Annotated in this window: 12 protein-coding genes and 1 tRNA gene; 5 read left to right on the top strand and 8 right to left on the bottom strand. The window is 58.9% G+C overall.

Features of this window, described 5'->3' with window-relative positions; all coding sequences use genetic code 11:
* The first annotated feature begins 172 nt into the window (after positions 1–172).
* The 3 genes from clpB to msrB all read left to right on the top strand — a co-directional run bounded on the left by clpB (position 173) and on the right by msrB (position 6,070).
* Complete coding sequence (clpB, locus tag CU048_03385) at positions 173–2,770, top strand: ATP-dependent chaperone ClpB (protein ID QBR70477.1); 2,598 nt, start codon at positions 173–175, stop codon at positions 2,768–2,770.
* Between the two features lie 378 nt (positions 2,771–3,148).
* Positions 3,149–5,608 (top strand): DNA topoisomerase (ATP-hydrolyzing) subunit B, encoded by a 2,460-nt coding sequence (gyrB, locus tag CU048_03380; GenBank protein ID QBR70476.1) that lies wholly within the window; start codon positions 3,149–3,151, stop codon positions 5,606–5,608.
* A gap of 60 nt (positions 5,609–5,668) precedes the next feature.
* Positions 5,669–6,070 carry a peptide-methionine (R)-S-oxide reductase gene (msrB, locus tag CU048_03375; protein QBR70475.1) on the top strand — a complete coding sequence of 134 codons (402 nt, stop codon included), beginning with the start codon at positions 5,669–5,671 and terminating at the stop codon, positions 6,068–6,070.
* 12 nt (positions 6,071–6,082) lie between these two features.
* Here msrB and CU048_03370 read toward each other — a convergent pair whose 3' ends face one another.
* A complete protein-coding gene (locus CU048_03370; GenBank protein ID QBR70474.1) occupies positions 6,083–6,298 on the bottom strand; it encodes a hypothetical protein in 216 nt (71 codons plus the stop codon).
* A 345-nt stretch (positions 6,299–6,643) separates the two neighbouring features.
* Here CU048_03370 and CU048_03365 point away from each other — a divergent pair, with 345 nt between their 5' ends.
* Both CU048_03365 and CU048_03360 read left to right on the top strand, forming a co-directional pair.
* Positions 6,644–7,099 (top strand): hypothetical protein, encoded by a 456-nt coding sequence (locus tag CU048_03365; protein ID QBR70473.1) that lies wholly within the window; start codon positions 6,644–6,646, stop codon positions 7,097–7,099.
* A 136-nt stretch (positions 7,100–7,235) separates the two neighbouring features.
* Positions 7,236–7,310, top strand: a tRNA-Gln gene (locus CU048_03360).
* 280 nt (positions 7,311–7,590) lie between these two features.
* On the opposite strand, the gene CU048_03355 is transcribed toward CU048_03360, so the two are convergent.
* The 7 genes from CU048_03355 to nagA form a co-directional block, all read right to left on the bottom strand.
* Positions 7,591–8,928 carry a hypothetical protein gene (locus CU048_03355; GenBank protein QBR70472.1) on the bottom strand — a complete coding sequence of 446 codons (1,338 nt, stop codon included), beginning with the start codon at positions 8,926–8,928 and terminating at the stop codon, positions 7,591–7,593.
* A gap of 308 nt (positions 8,929–9,236) precedes the next feature.
* Entirely contained in the window at positions 9,237–10,421 is a 1,185-nt protein-coding gene (gene cyoD / locus CU048_03350; GenBank protein QBR70471.1) for a cytochrome o ubiquinol oxidase subunit IV, read from the bottom strand.
* Positions 10,418–11,071 carry a cytochrome o ubiquinol oxidase subunit III gene (cyoC, locus tag CU048_03345; protein QBR70470.1) on the bottom strand — a complete coding sequence of 218 codons (654 nt, stop codon included), beginning with the start codon at positions 11,069–11,071 and terminating at the stop codon, positions 10,418–10,420. Before cyoC ends, cyoD begins: the two co-directional genes overlap by 4 nt.
* Positions 11,068–13,071 carry a cytochrome o ubiquinol oxidase subunit I gene (gene cyoB, locus CU048_03340; GenBank protein ID QBR70469.1) on the bottom strand — a complete coding sequence of 668 codons (2,004 nt, stop codon included), beginning with the start codon at positions 13,069–13,071 and terminating at the stop codon, positions 11,068–11,070. Before cyoB ends, cyoC begins: the two co-directional genes overlap by 4 nt.
* Before the next feature lie 2 nt (positions 13,072–13,073).
* Positions 13,074–13,922, bottom strand: coding sequence for a ubiquinol oxidase subunit II (gene cyoA, locus CU048_03335; GenBank protein QBR72624.1), 849 nt, complete (start codon positions 13,920–13,922; stop codon positions 13,074–13,076).
* A 336-nt stretch (positions 13,923–14,258) separates the two neighbouring features.
* Positions 14,259–15,086, bottom strand: a complete 828-nt coding sequence (locus CU048_03330) for a LysR family transcriptional regulator (GenBank protein ID QBR70468.1) — start codon at positions 15,084–15,086, stop codon at positions 14,259–14,261.
* 382 nt (positions 15,087–15,468) lie between these two features.
* The gene (gene nagA, locus CU048_03325) at positions 15,469–16,728 is read right to left on the bottom strand and encodes an N-acetylglucosamine-6-phosphate deacetylase (GenBank protein ID QBR70467.1); all 1,260 of its coding nucleotides are present in this window, start codon (positions 16,726–16,728) and stop codon (positions 15,469–15,471) included.
* Positions 16,729–16,827 lie beyond the last annotated feature (99 nt).

Here is a 16,827-nt window from a genome sequence, read left to right as displayed (position 1 = left end):
GCGCGACAAGTGGTCGTCAGGGCGCAATCGGATAGGCTTTCGCGGCCATCGCCCCTACCGCGACCGCGTTTTCCCCCTACATTTCATTTGACGGGCCGCCACAAGGGCCACATTCGCAGGGCCGCAGGATTTGCTGCTTAGGGGTAATTTTGCGGGCGGGGAGATCTAAGACATGAATCTTGAAAAATACACCGAACGGGCGCGCGGTTTTATCCAAAGCGCCCAGTCGCTCGCCATTCGCGAGGGGCATCAGCAATTCACCCCCGAACATATTTTAAAAGTCCTTCTCGATGACGAGGAGGGGCTGTCCGCCGGCCTCATTGACAGGGCAGGGGGTCGCTCGCGCGAAGCCCTGCGCGACACCGAACTCGCGCTTGCCAAGCTGCCAAAAGTCCAGGGCGCCGGAGCCGGCCAACTCTATCTCGCGCCCGCAACCGCGCGCATTTTCGACAATGCCGAAAAGATCGCGCAAAAGGCGGGTGACTCCTATGTCACGGTCGAGCGCCTGTTGCTTGCCCTCGCGATGGAAAAAAATACCGAGGCAGGCAAAATTCTTGAGCGCGCCGGTGTCACGCCGCAAACGCTCAATGCTGCGATCGAGGATCTCCGCAAGGGGCGCACCGCCGATAATGCCACGGCCGAAAACGCTTATGATGCGTTGAAAAAATACGCCCGCGATCTGACCGAGGCCGCCCGCTCCGGGAAGCTCGATCCGGTGATCGGCCGCGACGAAGAGATTCGCCGGACCATTCAAGTTCTGTCCCGCCGCACCAAGAACAACCCGGTCCTGATCGGCGAGCCCGGCGTCGGCAAGACCGCGATCGTCGAAGGGCTCGCCCTGCGCATCGTCAATGGTGACGTACCGGAAAGCCTGCGTGATAAAAAGCTGCTCGCGCTCGACATGGGATCGCTCATCGCCGGTGCGAAATACCGGGGAGAATTCGAAGAAAGACTCAAGGCCGTCCTGAACGAAGTCACCTCGGCCGCGGGAGGGATCATTCTGTTCATCGACGAAATGCATACGCTGGTCGGCGCCGGCAAGGCGGATGGCGCGATGGATGCGTCCAATCTCTTGAAGCCGGCTCTTGCGCGGGGTGAGCTTCATTGCGTTGGCGCGACCACGCTCGATGAATATCGTAAGCATGTCGAAAAAGATGCCGCGCTCGCGCGGCGCTTCCAGCCGGTTTTCGTTTCGGAACCGACCGTCGAAGACACGATTTCTATTCTGCGCGGTCTCAAGGAAAAATATGAATTGCATCACGGTGTGCGCATCACCGATGCGGCGATTGTCGCCGCAGCGACGCTGTCGCACCGTTATATCGCAGACCGGTTTCTTCCCGACAAAGCGATCGATCTGATTGACGAAGCGGGCTCGCGTCTGCGCATGCAGGTCGATTCGAAGCCGGAAGAGCTCGATGAATTCGACCGCAGGATCATTCAGCTTAAGATCGAGCAGGAGGCTTTAAAAAAGGAGACCGATTCCGCCTCGAAGGAGCGCCTCGCGAAGCTCAGCGCCGAACTTGCCGAACTCGAAGAGAAATCGGCTTCGATCACGGCGCGCTGGCGTGCCGAAAAGGATAAGCTTGGCTCGGAGCAGAAGATTAAGGAACAGCTTGAGACCGCCCGCAACGAGCTTGTTCAGGTGCAGCGTCGCGGCGAATATCAACGCGCGGGTGAACTTGCCTACGGGGTCATTCCCGAACTTGAGCGCAAGCTCAAGGAGACCGAGGCCAAGCGCAGCGATGTCCTGGTCGAAGAAGCCGTAACGCCTGACCATGTCGCGCAGGTGGTCTCGCGATGGACCGGCATCCCGGTCGACAAAATGTTGGAGGGTGAGCGCGACAAACTCTTGAAGATGGAGGAGGCGCTTAGCAAGCGGGTCGTGGGCCAGGCGGAGGCCGTGAAGGCCGTCTCAACCGCCGTGCGGCGCGCCCGCGCGGGGCTGCAAGATCCCAATCGGCCGATCGGCTCCTTCATGTTTCTAGGCCCGACCGGGGTCGGCAAGACCGAGCTGACCAAGGCGCTCGCCGCCTTCCTTTTCGACGATGAGGCGGCGCTCGTGCGCATCGACATGTCGGAATATATGGAGAAGCATTCGGTGGCCCGGTTGATTGGGGCGCCGCCAGGTTACGTGGGCTACGAGGAAGGTGGCGCCCTGACCGAAGCAGTGCGCCGGAGACCCTACCAAGTGGTGCTGTTCGACGAGATCGAAAAGGCGCATCCGGATGTCTTCAACGTCCTGCTGCAAGTGCTCGACGATGGTCGCCTCACCGACGGGCAGGGCCGCACGGTCGATTTCCGCAATGTCCTGATCGTGATGACCTCCAATCTCGGCGCCGAATTCCTCATGCTGCAGAAAGAGGGTGAGGATTCCTCCGCCGTCCATGCCGAAGTGATGCAAGTTGTGAGGGGACATTTCCGGCCGGAATTCCTGAACCGAATTGACGAGATCATCCTGTTCCACCGGCTGCGCCGCGAGGACATGGGGGCGATTGTCGATATTCAAATCGTGCGACTGGCTAAGCTCTTGGAGGATCGCAAGATTACCCTTGAACTCAGGCCCGAGGCTCGCGCTTGGCTTGCCGAAAAGGGCTATGATTCCGCCTATGGTGCGCGGCCGCTGAAGCGGGTCATCCAAAAAAACATCCAGGACCCGTTGGCGGAACTCATCCTCGCGGGAGAAATTCACGACGGCGAGAAAGTGGTGGTGGGCGCTACTGCCAACGGCCTGACGATTGGTGGCAGAGCCGTAGCCGGCGTGGCTGCCTAGGGATCAACTACGATGGGAGCATGATCCTGTTCACAACCATGGATCATGCTCCCAATTGGCTTCAGAGGTTCGCTTGGGGTTGGTTCCCGGGCGCGTGCCCGGGATGTGCCCTAATATTAATTGTTTTCGTTTATTCCTGCTCCCGGATTGCCACTTTCACCCGATGCATTTTAAACTGCCCGCAGGGAAATCCCGGTGCTGTTTCGGGTTTTCGTAGCCACGGTTATGCAGCCCGCCAAAACCAAGTGTGGACAGCCTTTTAAGAGGCCTTCAAAACGTCCAAAAACATATTAAAAAACATGACCTTCAGGCCGTTTTTGGTTATAGTCGGATTTGCAGCAATCCAGCCCTTGCCAAGAATAGAAAGTTTACGTCTCCATGGCCGAACCCGCCGCCGTTTCGCCGGTCCCGGTGCCTCCTGAAACAGAAGCCTATTACGGCGCCGATTCGATCAAGGTATTGCGCGGTCTCGATGCTGTGCGCAAGCGTCCCGGCATGTATATCGGCGACACCGACGATGGCTCCGGCTTGCATCACATGGTCTATGAGGTCGTCGATAATGCAATCGATGAGGCGCTGGCCGGCTATGCGACCCGCGTCACGGTAACGCTCAATGCCGATGGCTCGGTCACCGTCACCGATGACGGCCGCGGCATCCCCACCGATATCCATACCGAAGAAGGCGTGTCGGCGGCAGAGGTCATCATGACCCAGCTGCACGCGGGCGGAAAATTCGACCAGAATTCCTACAAGGTTTCGGGTGGCCTGCACGGCGTCGGCGTTTCGGTCGTCAACGCGCTTTCGACGTGGCTGCAGCTGCGGATCTGGCGCGACGGCAAGGAGCATGTTCTTCGGTTCGAGGATGGCGACACGGTCAGTCCGCTGGCGGTTGCCGGACCCGCTCCGGACATCGAGGGTAAGCCCAAGCGCGGCACCGAAGTGACTTTCATGGCGTCGCCGAAGACTTTTACGATGGTGGACTTCGACTATGCGACGATCGAACATCGTCTGCGGGAACTGGCCTTCTTGAACTCAGGCGTGCGAATTGAGCTCTCGGATCTCCGCGGCGCTGAAATCAAGCGGGAAGAGCTTTTTTATGAAGGCGGGCTCGAGGCCTTCGTGCGCTATCTTGATCGCGCGAAGGCGCCGCTGATCGCCAATCCGATCGTGATCCGGGGCGAGCGCGACAAGATGACGGTGGAAGCGGCCCTTTGGTGGAACGACTCCTACCACGAGCATGTGCTGGCGTTCACAAATAACATCCCACAACGCGACGGCGGGACACATCTCGCCGGACTGCGCGCGGCGCTGACTCGCCAGGTCACCGGCTACGCGGAGCGCGCCGGTCTTACCAAGCGTGAGAAAGTCGATCTCACAGGAGACGATTGCCGGGAAGGCTTGACCTGTGTGTTGTCCGTAAAGGTGCCGGATCCCAAATTTTCTTCGCAGACCAAGGAAAAGCTGGTGTCATCCGAGGTCCGTCCCGCGGTTGAGGGCCTCGTCAACGAGATGCTTGGGGCCTGGTTTGAGGAACATCCCCACGAGGCGCGCACGGTTGTCGGCAAGGTTGTCGAAGCGGCCCAGGCACGGGAAGCGGCGCGCAAGGCCCGCGAGCTGACCCGCCGCAAGGGTGCGCTCGACGTCGCCAATCTGCCCGGAAAGCTCGCGGATTGCCAGGAGCGCGATCCGGCCAAAGCTGAATTGTTTTTGGTCGAAGGAGATTCGGCGGGTGGTTCGGCCAAGCAAGGCCGCAACCGAGAATATCAAGCAGTCCTCCCGCTACGCGGCAAGATCCTGAATGTCGAACGCGCGCGCTTCGATAAAATGCTGTCCAGTCAGGAAATCGGGACTTTGATCACCGCGCTTGGCACCGGCATCGGGCGCGACGACTTCAACGTCGATAAATTGCGCTACCATAAAATCATCATCATGACCGATGCCGATGTTGACGGTTCGCATATTCGGACCCTCCTTTTGACCTTTTTCTTTCGCCAGATGCGCGAGCTGATCGAACGCGGTCACCTCTACATCGCGCAGCCGCCGCTCTACAAAGTGAAGCGCGGCGGTTCCGAACAATATTTGAAGGATGAGCGCGCGCGTGAAGATTATTTGATCGACAATGGACTTGAGGGGGCTGTGCTACGGCTTTCCAGTGGCGAAGAGCGCGCCGGCGCCGATCTGCGTACCATTATCGAGGAGGCGCGCATCGTCCGGCAAATGCTTGCGGGAATGCATTCGCGCTATGATCGCACGGTCGTCGAGCGGGCGGCAATCGCCGGTGCTTTGACACCGATTTCCGACGAAGGCGAAGCGATGAGTTTTGCCGAGACGATCGCCGCCCGTCTCGATGAACACTCCGAAGAAATGGAGCGCGGTTGGCGCGGCACGGTCGAGAATGGCGGCTATATGTTCAGCCGCGAACTCCGCGGCGTGCGTCATGTCTCGAACATCGACGCCGGACTATTGGCTTCGATCGAAGCCCGCCGCGTCAACGAACATGCGCAAGCGCTGCGCGATGTCTTCGCCGCGCCCGCACTTTTCTTGCGCAGGGGAGAGCAGATCCAAGTGTCAGGGCCCTGCAATCTTATTGATGTCATCATGGCGGCGGGTCAAAAGGGGATTTCCCAGTTTCAGCGCTACAAAGGTTTGGGTGAAATGAACCCCGATCAGCTTTGGGAAACAACGCTCGATCGAGAGGCGCGGTCCCTGCTGCAGGTTAAGATCAAGGAAGGCGACGATGCCGATGATATCTTTGTCAAACTCATGGGCGATGTCGTCGAGCCCCGGCGCGAATTCATCCAGGAGAACGCGCTGAGCGTCGCCAATTTGGATGTCTAATTCGAGCTTTGTCCAGCGCCGAAGGTCTTGTTTTTATCCGGTTGATGGAGCGAAGGGGTCATGCAAACCAAGACATTCGAGGTGACGCGCACGGACGAGGAGTGGCGTCGCCTCCTCACGCCGGAACAATATGAGGTCATGCGCAGGCATGGAACGGAAGCGCCGGGCAGCTGCGCCCTCAATCATGAAAAACGCCAAGGTGTCTTCCTCTGTGCCGGATGCGGCCAGAAATTATTCGTATCGCACAGGAAATTTGACAGCGGAACCGGCTGGCCGAGCTTCAATGACCCGCTCGAAGGCGCTGTCGAGAGTTCCTCGGACCGCAGCTACGGAATGGTGCGGACGGAGGTTCATTGCAGCCGCTGCGGCAGCCATTTGGGGCACGTGTTTCCGGATGGACCGCCGCCAACCCATCTGCGCTATTGTATCAATGGCGTCGCGATGAAGTTTGTGCCGGAATAACCGCCGCGCCCGTCAGCGGATATAAACCGCCTCGATGACCTTGAGCTGTTCGCCCAAAGGATCGATTTCAAGGCGCACGACCTCGGCCATGAGCCGGTCGCGAAATTTATAGGCCCGCCGCCAGCCGTCTTCGGTCACCGGCGGCCAAGGCGTGAAGCTTTTCTTATCAACCATCAGCGCTTCGCAGCGCAAGCGGGGGCCGGTGATATTGCGGGCGATGATATACATTCCAGGCGCTTTCACCTTGTCCCGGTCTAGGCGGGTCCATCGAGGGGAGTTAACCACCGACAGCCAAATATAGTCTCTCAATTTAAGAAAATTCTCGACAAAATTCGATCTCTGCAAACCTGCCATTTTGCTTGGCCTTAGCGTGGCTCGGGCCGTAGCTGCGCTCTGCGGCCCAGATTCGTCCAAATCCCGCCCTGGGGGCATCCGCCTCATTGGACACTGCTTTGAAAAGCAATTACATCAACGGCTGGATCCCAGCGTGATCAAAGCAGCCCGAGGGCATGGCTGATCAAACGAAAGCTCAGCATGGCTTGGCTGCTTAGAGCGTCCGTCATTTTGTTTTCGATGGTGATCGCGGTTGGCGTGGCGCTCATTTTCTTGCCGCTCGCTTTGCTCATCGACCCGATAACCCGCGATGCGACTTTTGCTCTGATCCAGTTTGGGTTGCTGGCGCTCTCCGAGGCCGATTTCGACGGAAATTTAAGTGCCGAGGAGTTGGCTCTTCTTCCGCGTTTGGCCTGGACGGCCCTCATGTCGATTTGTGTCGTTCCCTTGATTGCCATTGCCGTCATTGGCGAGATCGCCAGAGTGCGCTCAATCCTTTGGTACGCTGGCACGACTGGATTTATCGCGGCTTCGGCGCCATGGATCCTACGCGAAGTGCTCCATTTGCAAGGGGCGACGAATGCCAGCCCCGCGGAGCTGCGGTTTGCGCTGGTCTTTTTTGTATCCGGCGTCGTGTCCGGTTCAACTTATTGGCTTCTGGCCGGCCGCCATGTGCCGAGGCCTGCTGAACACTGAATGGGTTCGGGGGTTCCAGCCACGGTTGGGAATCTCGAAAATCGGTTGGTGAAAACAGCCTATAAGAGCGGTTGCAGGCTGCTTCGCCGCGCATTATGGTCCGACCGCCGTGGGCGACAGCCTGAGACAGCGGCATTGGGGCGTCGCCAAGCGGTAAGGCAGCGGATTTTGATTCCGCCATGCGGAGGTTCGAATCCTCCCGCCCCAGCCAGTTACTAAGTAATTGAAATTGCGTAGTTGTTTCATTCGAGGCAGCTTTTGGCGGGTTGCCGGGTTTCGCGGCCGCGCGTTGAACAAAATTGCTTCCCTTTGTGAGGGGGCTGGCATCGTCAGCGGGGCAGGAGCCCGGCCTCGTGCGTCTCAAATCCATAACAACGACTTGCTGGCGACCTTTGAGGTCGGCCTCTCGCGTGGCCAGCGAAGCGCATCTAGTTCAACGAGTTTGAGCATGTTCTGATCGAAAAAGTCGGTCAACTTTTTCGGAACATGCTCTAGGCAAAGGCCAGGAGCGATCCGCCGTAGAGAACCAACCCAATCACCAACGCTATTACACAATAGCCCATGATGTCCTTTATCCCGAGCCGCGCGAGCGCCAGAATCGGCAACGCCCAGAATGGCTGAATCATGTTTGCCGTTTGTTCACCCATCGCGGTCCCCATCGCCGTCATCGCGGGATCGGCATGCAGGTTGACCGCAGCCGGCACTATAAAAGGACCCTGGACTGCCCAGTGACCGCCACCTGACGGTACGAACAGGCTGATGATGTTCGATGAGATGAACGACCAAAAGGGTAAGGTGCGTTGCGTCGATAAATCCACGAAGCTCTGCGCGATCACCGCCGCCAATCCGGTTTGCGTCATGATCCCCATGATTCCGCCGTACAGAGGAAACTGCAGAAGAATTGGACCGACGTTTCTTGCACCCGCATTGAAGGCATGCACATAGCGGATCGGCCGCCCATGAAAGATGAGGCCAAGCATAAATGCAATGAAGATGAAGCCGTTGATATCGAGCGAGAATCCTTTCGTGGAAATGGTGCGATATTCGTAAAATGCACCCATCAGAACCAACAGCAGTGTGACGATCCTTGAATTCTCCAAAACAGTTGCGAACGTCTTTTTGCCTTTGTCGGTCTCCTGCGCCTCGTCCTGGTGAATGAGCAGATCGGGGTCGATTTTTTTCATTTCCTTCTCGTCGGGCCCCATGAAACAAAGAGCGATCGGGATCACGATGATCAGAAGAATGACCGGAACCAAATTATAATAGGTGAAGATCGTTCGGTCGAACCCGGCGATCGTACCTGTCACTTTTTCGATAATATTCAGCTCGCTGCCATGCGTGGCTGTCGCCAAGGCGATCGAACTTGACAGGCCGGAGGCCCACACCATGAAGCCCATGTAAGCTGCGGCAACCAAGAAACCAAAATCGACATTGCGCAGCCGCTTGCCGATTTCGCGAGCCACGATTGCGCCGGTGACGAGGCCGAAACCCCAATTCAACCAAGATCCGATCGCAGCCGCGAGAAAGACTGTGATGGCGGCGCCTGCTTGCTCAGTCGGAATGCTCGCCAATCTCAGCAACAGCCACTTGATGACGGGCGCATTCGCGAGAGCCACCCCGGTGGCCAGGACGAGTGCCATCTGCAAAGCGAACGCAAGGATAGTCCAAAGGCCATTGTACCAAGCCTCGATGATCGTGACAGGATCGCTCTGCGTGAAGATCGCCGCTGCAATCACCGTGATGAAGGTCAATATGATCGCATAGAGAAATGGATCTGGTACGTATCGGTCGGCGTAGCGAACACACGCCTGCGTAATTCGTCGCAACATAACCGGACCTATCGGTTGGCTTACTCAAGACCCACGGACCCGACGAATCGGGTCAGCAAGATTATCCTAGGTGTAAAGCCCAACGGCTCGTCTCCTGTATAACTCTGTGTAAAGCGTCCGCACAGGGGTGGCCGGTGCGCGCCGGAACTTCCTCATGATGTCCGGCACCTGCACGCCGGAAACAATGCATGGTGACCGAGAAACTTTTGGCGGATATTGGCCTCTGGACGCAATCGAGCAACCGCCGTGGCCGCAGCCCTGCGGACCCTATAGCGTAGTTGGGGCGATGTCGGGCGCTCGCCCCGCGGTCATTCTTCCTCAACCTGCCGCCCGATCATGATCCTGATCCTTCCCGCCATGCCAGCCTTGAGCAAAAGGTCCGGATTGGGCGCATGGATGACGACGTCATAGGTCTGCTCATGGGCCTGCGGCGATGGCCGAATTTGGGTTACCACGCCAGAGAATGGATGGTTCGAAAAAGCTTCGGCGGTGAACGTCGCTTTGTCCCCGATCTTGACCTCGCCGATGTCCTTTGCGCCGAATCTCGCGTTGATGTCCGTGAGGGCAGACTCTGCGATGACGAAGAGCGGTGGCCCTTGAGAGTCCGCCGTGACCGACTGGCCCCTTTCGACGTTGCGGGAGACCACTGTTCCGTCGACCGGAGAAACGATGTCGGTAAAGCCGAGGTTGGTTTCGGCGGCATGCAGCGCGGTCTGAAGCTGGGCGACCCTTGCCTCGTCGTGCTTTGTCTGCGTCTCCGCCCTCTCAAAGGCTCTGCGCGACTTGGCAATCGCTTTCCGTGAAGGCTTCGCCAAAGCCTCGTGGCTCACCAAGTCCGCTTTCGTCTGAGCGAGAGCTGCGTTTTCCTTCTCGAGCCGGGCCTCGGCTGATGCCAGATCGGCCTTCTTTCGATCTACAGCGATTTGATAGGAGCGCGGATCGATTTTCGCGCAGAGTTGGCCTGCCTTCACGTGCATGTTGGCGTCGCAATAGAGCGCCTGGATCACGCCGGACACCCGCGAGCCGACCGGCGCGGTCGCCGCGGGACCGACGACGGCGCTCGCTGTCACCGTGCGGCCCATGGGCTCATTTTCGAGCTGCATCGGCATGGTCTGATCCATGGGCGCCATGTTTTGGTTCAGATGCGCCATGATCCAGAGCGAACCGGTGAGGAGCAGCAGGACGATCAGGACCCCGAAGGCCAGCGCCATGACGTTGTTGACGTTGTCCGGACCGGTCGTGATGTGGAGGAAGAAGACGAGGTGAACGCCCATCTGTGCGATCGCAAGAACGACCAGGGCGACAGGAATACTCGGACCCCAAATGAGCGTGGTGCCCGAGATGAAGAAGGACACGACGGTGAGCAAAACCGCCAGCCCGAGCCCCACCAAATAGCTCTTAACTCCCTCGGCGATCTCGGTTCCGCTGAGACGCTGGTCGCCTGGCGCCGTGTCCGATTGATGAAGGTCACTGGTTGGCTCGGAGGAGCTCATCGCGCAGCCCCCATCAGATACACCACTGTGAACAACGCAACCCAAACTATGTCCAGGGCATGCCAAAATAGGCTGAAGCAGAGAATGCGCCGAAGAATATCCGCCCGGTATCCTTTGGCGAACACCTGCGCCATCATCGTCAGAAGCCACAGCAGTCCAGCCGTGATATGAAGCCCGTGGCACCCGACCAGTGTAAAGAAGGCCGAGAGGAATGCGCTCCGGGTCGGCCCCGCCCCGCGTGCGACCATGCCCGCGAATTCCCCGAGCTCGATGCTTAGAAACGCGGCTCCAAGCAGGAAGGTCGCCGCCATCGCGCCGTAGAACCAAATGTCCCTGTGCGCCCGGGCCCCGATGCTTGCGAGGCCGCAGGTGAAGCTTGAGACGAGAAGGCATGCCGTCTCGATCCCGACGTTGCGCAGATTGAACAGCTCCCGCCCGCTCGGTCCTCCTGCCGTCTCGCCGACCAGCACCGCGTAGGTGGCAAAGAAGGCGGAGAACATGATGATGTCGCTCAGCAAGAAAATCCAGAAGCCGTAGCCGGTGACGATGCGCTTCGATGCCAGCCCCCCGGCCGCGTGCCCCAGCGTGTGCTGGCGGTCCGACGACTCCAAGTCTTGGTTGCGGCCGGCGGCCGCGTCGAAGGCAGTCATGGCGCCGCCTGCCGTCGGACGAGCGCCGCACTGCGCGCGGTTCGGTTGGCGCGATCTATGCGCGCGACTGTTTCCGCCGGAATGATGTACTCATCCTTGTCCCGCCAGGCAAAGACGACGAAGGTCGCGTAGGCGCCCAATGCGGCCAGCCCCACCATCCACCATATGTGCCAAATCAGCGCGAAACCCATGACGGTGGCAAAGAAAGCGCAGATGAATCCGGTTGGGCTGTTCCTCGGCATCTCGATCTCCGCATAGGCGGGTTCCTCGCCGAGCCTCGCCTGCTGGAGGGCACGCTGCTTTATGCCCCAATAGACTTCTTCGCTCTCGACGCGGGGAAGGACCGCGAAGTTGAAGGCTGGCGGAGGGGACGAGGTCGCCCATTCGAGAGATCGCCCATTCCAAGGATCGCCGGTCTCGTCGCGAAGCTCCTCGCGACGGCGAATGCTGACGACGAGCTGGGCGATCTGCAAGATTATCCCTAGCAGAATGATCGCCGCGCCGCCGGCCGCGACGATCAACCACGGATGCCAAGCCGGGACATCATAGTGCTGCATCCGACGGGTCATTCCCATGAGGCCGAGCACATAGAGCGGCATGAAGGCGATGTAGAAGCCTGTGATCCAGCACCAAAACGAAGCCTTGCCCAATCCTTCGTGCAAGCGGAAGCCAAAAGCCTTGGGGAACCAATAGGTATAGCCGGCGAAAGCGCCGAAGAGCACGCCGCCGATGATGACGTTGTGGAAATGGGCCACGAGGAAAAGGCTGTTGTGCAGCAGGAAGTCGGCTGGTGGCACCGCCAGCAGGACCCCGGTCATTCCGCCGATCACGAAGGTGACTATGAAGCCGATCGACCACAATATGGGCGTGGAATAAACGATCCGCCCGCCATACATCGTGAAGAGCCAATTGAAGATCTTTACACCGGTGGGCACAGCGATGACCATCGACGCAATGCCGAAGATCGCATTGACGTCGGGGCCGGCGCCCATCGTGAAGAAATGGTGCAGCCAGACCGTGAAAGAGAGAATACAGATGACCATTGTCGCGGCGACCATCGAGCGGTAGCCGAACAGCGGCTTGCCGGAGAATGTGGAGACCACTTCCGAAAATACGCCGAAGGCCGGCAGGATCAGGATGTAAACCTCCGGATGTCCCCACGCCCAAATGAGGTTCATGAACATCATCACGTTGCCGCCCGCTTCATTGGTGAAAAAGTGGAAACCGAGGTAACGGTCCAGTAGCAGCATGGCCAGGGTCGCCGTGAGAATGGGGAAGGCGGCGACAATCAGCAGATTGGAGGCCAGCGTCGTCCAGCAAAACATCGGCATCCGCATATAGGTCATGCCGGGCGCGTGAAGCTTGAGGACGGTCGTGAGGAGATTGATGCCTGCGAGCAGGGTCCCCACGCCGGAAATTTCGAGCGCCCAGAGATAGTAATCAACGCCGACACCGGGCGAATAGGTCAGCTCGGAGAGCGGGGGATATGGCAGCCACCCGGTCCGGGCGAATTCTCCAACGACCAATGAGATATTGACCAGCAGCGCACCGGTGGCGGTAAGCCAGAAGCCGACCGAGTTGAGCGTGGGGAATGCGACGTCGCGAACTCCGAGCTGGAGCGGCACGACGAAATTCATCAGCCCGATAACGAAGGGCATCGCAACGAAGAAGATCATCAGCGTGCCGTGCGCCGAGAAGATCTGATCATAATGCTCGGGCGGGAGGTAGCCGGGGGCTTGGAATGCAAGGGCCTGTTGCGACCGCATCATAATCGCATCGGAAAAGCCGCGGAGCAGCATCACCATCGCGAGTACGATGTACATGATCCCAATCCGCTTGTGGTCGACGCTGGTGATCCACTCCCGCCAAAGGTAGGGAAGCCATCCCTTCAAAATCACCCAGGCAAGGACGCAGATGATCACGAAGCCAACCACGCCCGATGCGACCAGCGGAATCGGCTGGTCGATTGGAATAGCGGCCCAGCTGAGCTTGCCCCACATCTTTATTCTTCCGTCCGGGGAGATACATTCACATTCGGTCGCCCGATCCGGGGGCCAGCTCCAGGGGGCAGCTTCTGGGTGACGACCTTTTGAAACAGCTCCGGATCGGCCGCACCGAAGGTGAACGGAGAGATGTCCATGCTCTGCCTGGCGAGGGCCGTGTAGCTTCCCGGGTCGAGGGTTGGCCCGGTATTCCGCGTCGCCGCGATCCAGGCGGCGAACCTTTCCGCTGGCATCGCGAGCACCTCGAAATGCATGTCCGAGAAGCCATCGCCGCTATAGTGGCTCGAAAGGCCGCGGTAGGTGCCGGGCGTATCCGCCTGCAGGTTCAACTGCGTCGTCATGCCGTTCATCGTGTAGATCATGCTGCCGAGCTGCGGTACAAAAAAGGCATTCATCACGCTGGCTGACGTCAGGGAAAAATGTATCGGCGCGCCGGCGGGAACCACAAGCCGGTTTACACTGGCGACACCCTGGTTCGGGTAGATGAAGAGCCATTTCCAATCCAGCGAAACGACTTGCACCTCGAGCGGTGGGGTATTCGATGCCAAAGGCTTTGCGGGATCGAGGTCATGAGATCCGATCCAGGCGACGCCACCGAGGAGCATGATCACGAGGAGGGGGATGCTCCAGACGATGAATTCGATGCGGCCGGAATAGGCCCAATCGGGCAGATAGTGTGCCCTCATGTTGGATGCTCGAAACCACCAGGCGAAGGCAAGGGTCGCGGCGATCGTCGGGACAACGATGGCGAGCATGATGGCGAGCGAATCAATAAGGATCGTCTTCTCGGCAATCCCGACGACTCCTTGGGGGTCGAGGACGGCCGGCTGACATGCCGTCAGGGCAATCGGGGCCAAGAAAACGAGGCGGCGCGCAATCGGGGCGTTCACCCAACGAAACCGTCGCAAAGATCCTGATGTGTTTGGCCGCCCTTCTGATTTTTCGTATGAATCGGTCCACGACCGGGACCCCAACCGTGAGTGCTGCGGTTGGCTTTGCGTCTTCACGGCCGTTCTTTCCACAACGTTGGATTTTGAGCGGACAGCTACTCATCGCAGCCTAGCGAGGATGAAGTTGCCGCGTCCTAAGGCTTTTGGCAATGCCAAATCCGCGAAATGAGGGAACTGAGCACGCAATCTAGTCGGCCGCTGTGACATCCAATCGTCTTGCAGGCCGAGGATTCCCTATCCGGCGTTCCGGTCTTGCGGCGGTTTGATCAGCAGGATTTTGTAGGGTATGTCGAAGAAGCTCGGCACCCCGCATCTTTTAGCTTTACTGCCTTGTAAAAGGATTTCGGGAATCCAGGCCGATCCCAAGCCCGCCTTGACCTGCGCGAGCAGGGCTTCCGCCGACGCGCTCTCGCAAACCGGCGAGTCCTGAATCTGGATGTGATGCTTATCCAGCATCGCGGCGATTTGCATGCCATAAGTCGTACCGGGGGTATAGACCATCACGGAGCCGCTTAACTTATTTTTGGTCAAAGCCACCGGGCGTTTTTGCATTTGAGCCGCCACCAGCATCAAACGATCCTGGCCGATCTCCTCAATTTGCAGGCCGATCAAAGTCTCTTCATCGCCGAAATGCGGGATCAAGCTCATATCGGCATGCTTGCGCTTGACCGCTTCAAGACAGCCCGCGATCGAGGCCACGATCAGCGAATAATTCTCCAATTTATTTTCGACCAGCCACGGCGGAAGGAATGTGGCGGCCAACGTATTGGTCGTGTAGATGCGGAGGGTCTTTTTGAAATGGCTCGACGCATTCAACACGGCGCGGCGGGCGTCGAAAATGTCTTCGCGTAGACGATGGGCGCGCGAGAGAAATTCCTCTCCGGCCGGTGTCAGGCTTATCGGACGCGACTCCCGGTAAAACAGGGGCGCGCCCAACCATTCTTCCAGCCTCTGCACACGACGGCTATAGGCGGATTGCGTGGTGCAACGTGCCTCGGCCGCGCGGGTAAAATTCCGCGTATGGCAGAGAGCAAGAAAATCATCGATCCACAGCAGCTCCATGATGCATAAAATGCATCAAACAATCGGAAATGGAAATTTGATTCTTGGGGAGGGCCGGACTTATATGCAGGAAGCTGACTTGGCAGGGCATGACAATGGTTTTTGGTAAGGACGCCGTAAACTTGACCAGAGGCCAAGACGCGTCTTTAAGCCGGCTACCTCAAAACGTTCGTTTCCTCGGCGAAGTGCCGACGGAAATAGACTATACGCCTCAACCGCCCAATGGCATGTACGAGTTCGAGGTCGTGACGGGGAATGCGGCCTATCGAGAAGGTGAGCGTTTTTATTTAACGCCGGCCCAAGCGCAACGCGCTTATTTCCTTGGTAAATCTGCCGGGGCACGCCAATTCCCCAATTCCTGACTAACACAGGTGGCCGTGGTTCATCCATGGCATTCCCGGTTCCCCGCGACCCAAGTGTCTGTGACAGTGAGATTTGGGTCGAAGGCGACAAGGTCGGCACGATAATTTTTGCGAATCGCACCGAGCATGCCGTCAAGGCCGAGGAACCGGGCTGGTGTCCGCGACGCCATGACCAGGGCATCCTCCAGGCTCACCCGCATTAAGGACACGGCACCGCGCACCGCACCCATCATGTCAAGGTGCGCGCCTGCCAGCGTTCCATCTTCGGTGGCAAGCCTTGTGCCTTCAAGTTTGATGGCATGGCCGAATAGATCAAAGCCAGCTCCGTGAGCCCCAACCGTCGGCATGGCATCGGTAACAAGCATCAAGCGATCGCGTCCGGCGACGCGGAAAGCGATACGCATCATTGCTGGATCGACATGGTAACCATCGCAGATCAGGCCGAGGGTGAACCGAGCCTCATCGAGGGCTGCTCCGACCGCTCCGGGCGCTCGCGCTTGCATCTGGGACATGGCATTGAAGAGATGCGTAATTCCGGTCAGGCCTTCGTCGCCCGCGCGCCTGATGATTGACTCATCCGCGTCGGTGTGGCCGGCGCAGATCCGTAGCCCGCAGGCGGCCAGATCGGCAATGAAGCCGTCAGGTACGCATTCTGGCGCGAGCGTGACAATCGAACGGCCGAAGCTGCCGAACCGATGCAGCAGAGAGATGTCCTCTGGCGTGGGCGATCTGATTCGCGCGCTCGGATGGACACCTTTCCGCCTCGGGTTGAGGAATGGGCCTTCAAGATGAAATCCGAACACGCCGGGGATTTCCAGGGCGGCTTCGGCGATGCCGGCCAGACGCTCCATCGTCTCGCGCCGATCCGTGATCAAGGTCGGTAGGAGCCCCGTTGTCCCGAAGCGCCGGTGCGCCGCAACGATGGTCTTGATCCCGGCGATGGTCGGCTCGTCGTTCAACAAGACGCCGCCACCCCCATTGACCTGGACATCGATGAAGCCGGGAGCGAGCACGGAGCCGGCGCCGAGATCGATCATTGCGCCGTCTGGCGGAGCTGCATCTCGCGACACCACGTCGACAATCCGCCCGCCGTGGATCAGCACGGCACAGCCGGTCAACATGCGCTCGCCGTCGAAGATAGCGTCGGCCACGAGGCATTGCAGAGGTCCAGGTGTCTTGTGGGGAGAATGAGCTGCCACGTCGCCTGTTCTCTCATGGCTTAAAAAGGAGGCCGCTTGCCCTTGGTCACGCTGGCCTTCGATAGGCCGATATGATACCATTTGCGGTGCTTTCTGCGATGGAAGATTCGCTGCCATACGACATGGGTTCGCCGCGCGTCAGTGATGGCCTATCAGCGTGCATCCGTCGGCCGGGTTCTG

Source organism: Beijerinckiaceae bacterium (genome assembly GCA_004564215.1).
Lineage (GTDB): Bacteria > Pseudomonadota > Alphaproteobacteria > Rhizobiales > Beijerinckiaceae > Methylocapsa.
This window is presented reverse-complemented; position numbering and strand designations above follow the sequence as displayed.

Excerpts from the sequence above, each read along its gene's own strand:
- gyrB (QBR70476.1), top strand. The coding sequence starts at position 3,149 with ATGGCCGAACCCGCCGCCGTTTCGCCGGTCCCGGTGCCTCCTGAAACA.
- nagA (QBR70467.1), bottom strand. The coding sequence starts at position 16,728 with ATGGTATCATATCGGCCTATCGAAGGCCAGCGTGACCAAGGGCAAGCG.
- CU048_03330 (QBR70468.1), bottom strand. The coding sequence starts at position 15,086 with ATGGAGCTGCTGTGGATCGATGATTTTCTTGCTCTCTGCCATACGCGG.
- CU048_03365 (QBR70473.1), top strand. The coding sequence starts at position 6,644 with ATGGTGATCGCGGTTGGCGTGGCGCTCATTTTCTTGCCGCTCGCTTTG.
- CU048_03370 (QBR70474.1), bottom strand. The coding sequence starts at position 6,298 with ATGTATATCATCGCCCGCAATATCACCGGCCCCCGCTTGCGCTGCGAA.
- cyoB (QBR70469.1), bottom strand. The coding sequence starts at position 13,071 with ATGTGGGGCAAGCTCAGCTGGGCCGCTATTCCAATCGACCAGCCGATT.
- msrB (QBR70475.1), top strand. The coding sequence starts at position 5,669 with ATGCAAACCAAGACATTCGAGGTGACGCGCACGGACGAGGAGTGGCGT.
- CU048_03355 (QBR70472.1), bottom strand. The coding sequence starts at position 8,928 with ATGTTGCGACGAATTACGCAGGCGTGTGTTCGCTACGCCGACCGATAC.
- clpB (QBR70477.1), top strand. The coding sequence starts at position 173 with ATGAATCTTGAAAAATACACCGAACGGGCGCGCGGTTTTATCCAAAGC.
- cyoC (QBR70470.1), bottom strand. The coding sequence starts at position 11,071 with ATGACTGCCTTCGACGCGGCCGCCGGCCGCAACCAAGACTTGGAGTCG.
- cyoD (QBR70471.1), bottom strand. The coding sequence starts at position 10,421 with ATGAGCTCCTCCGAGCCAACCAGTGACCTTCATCAATCGGACACGGCG.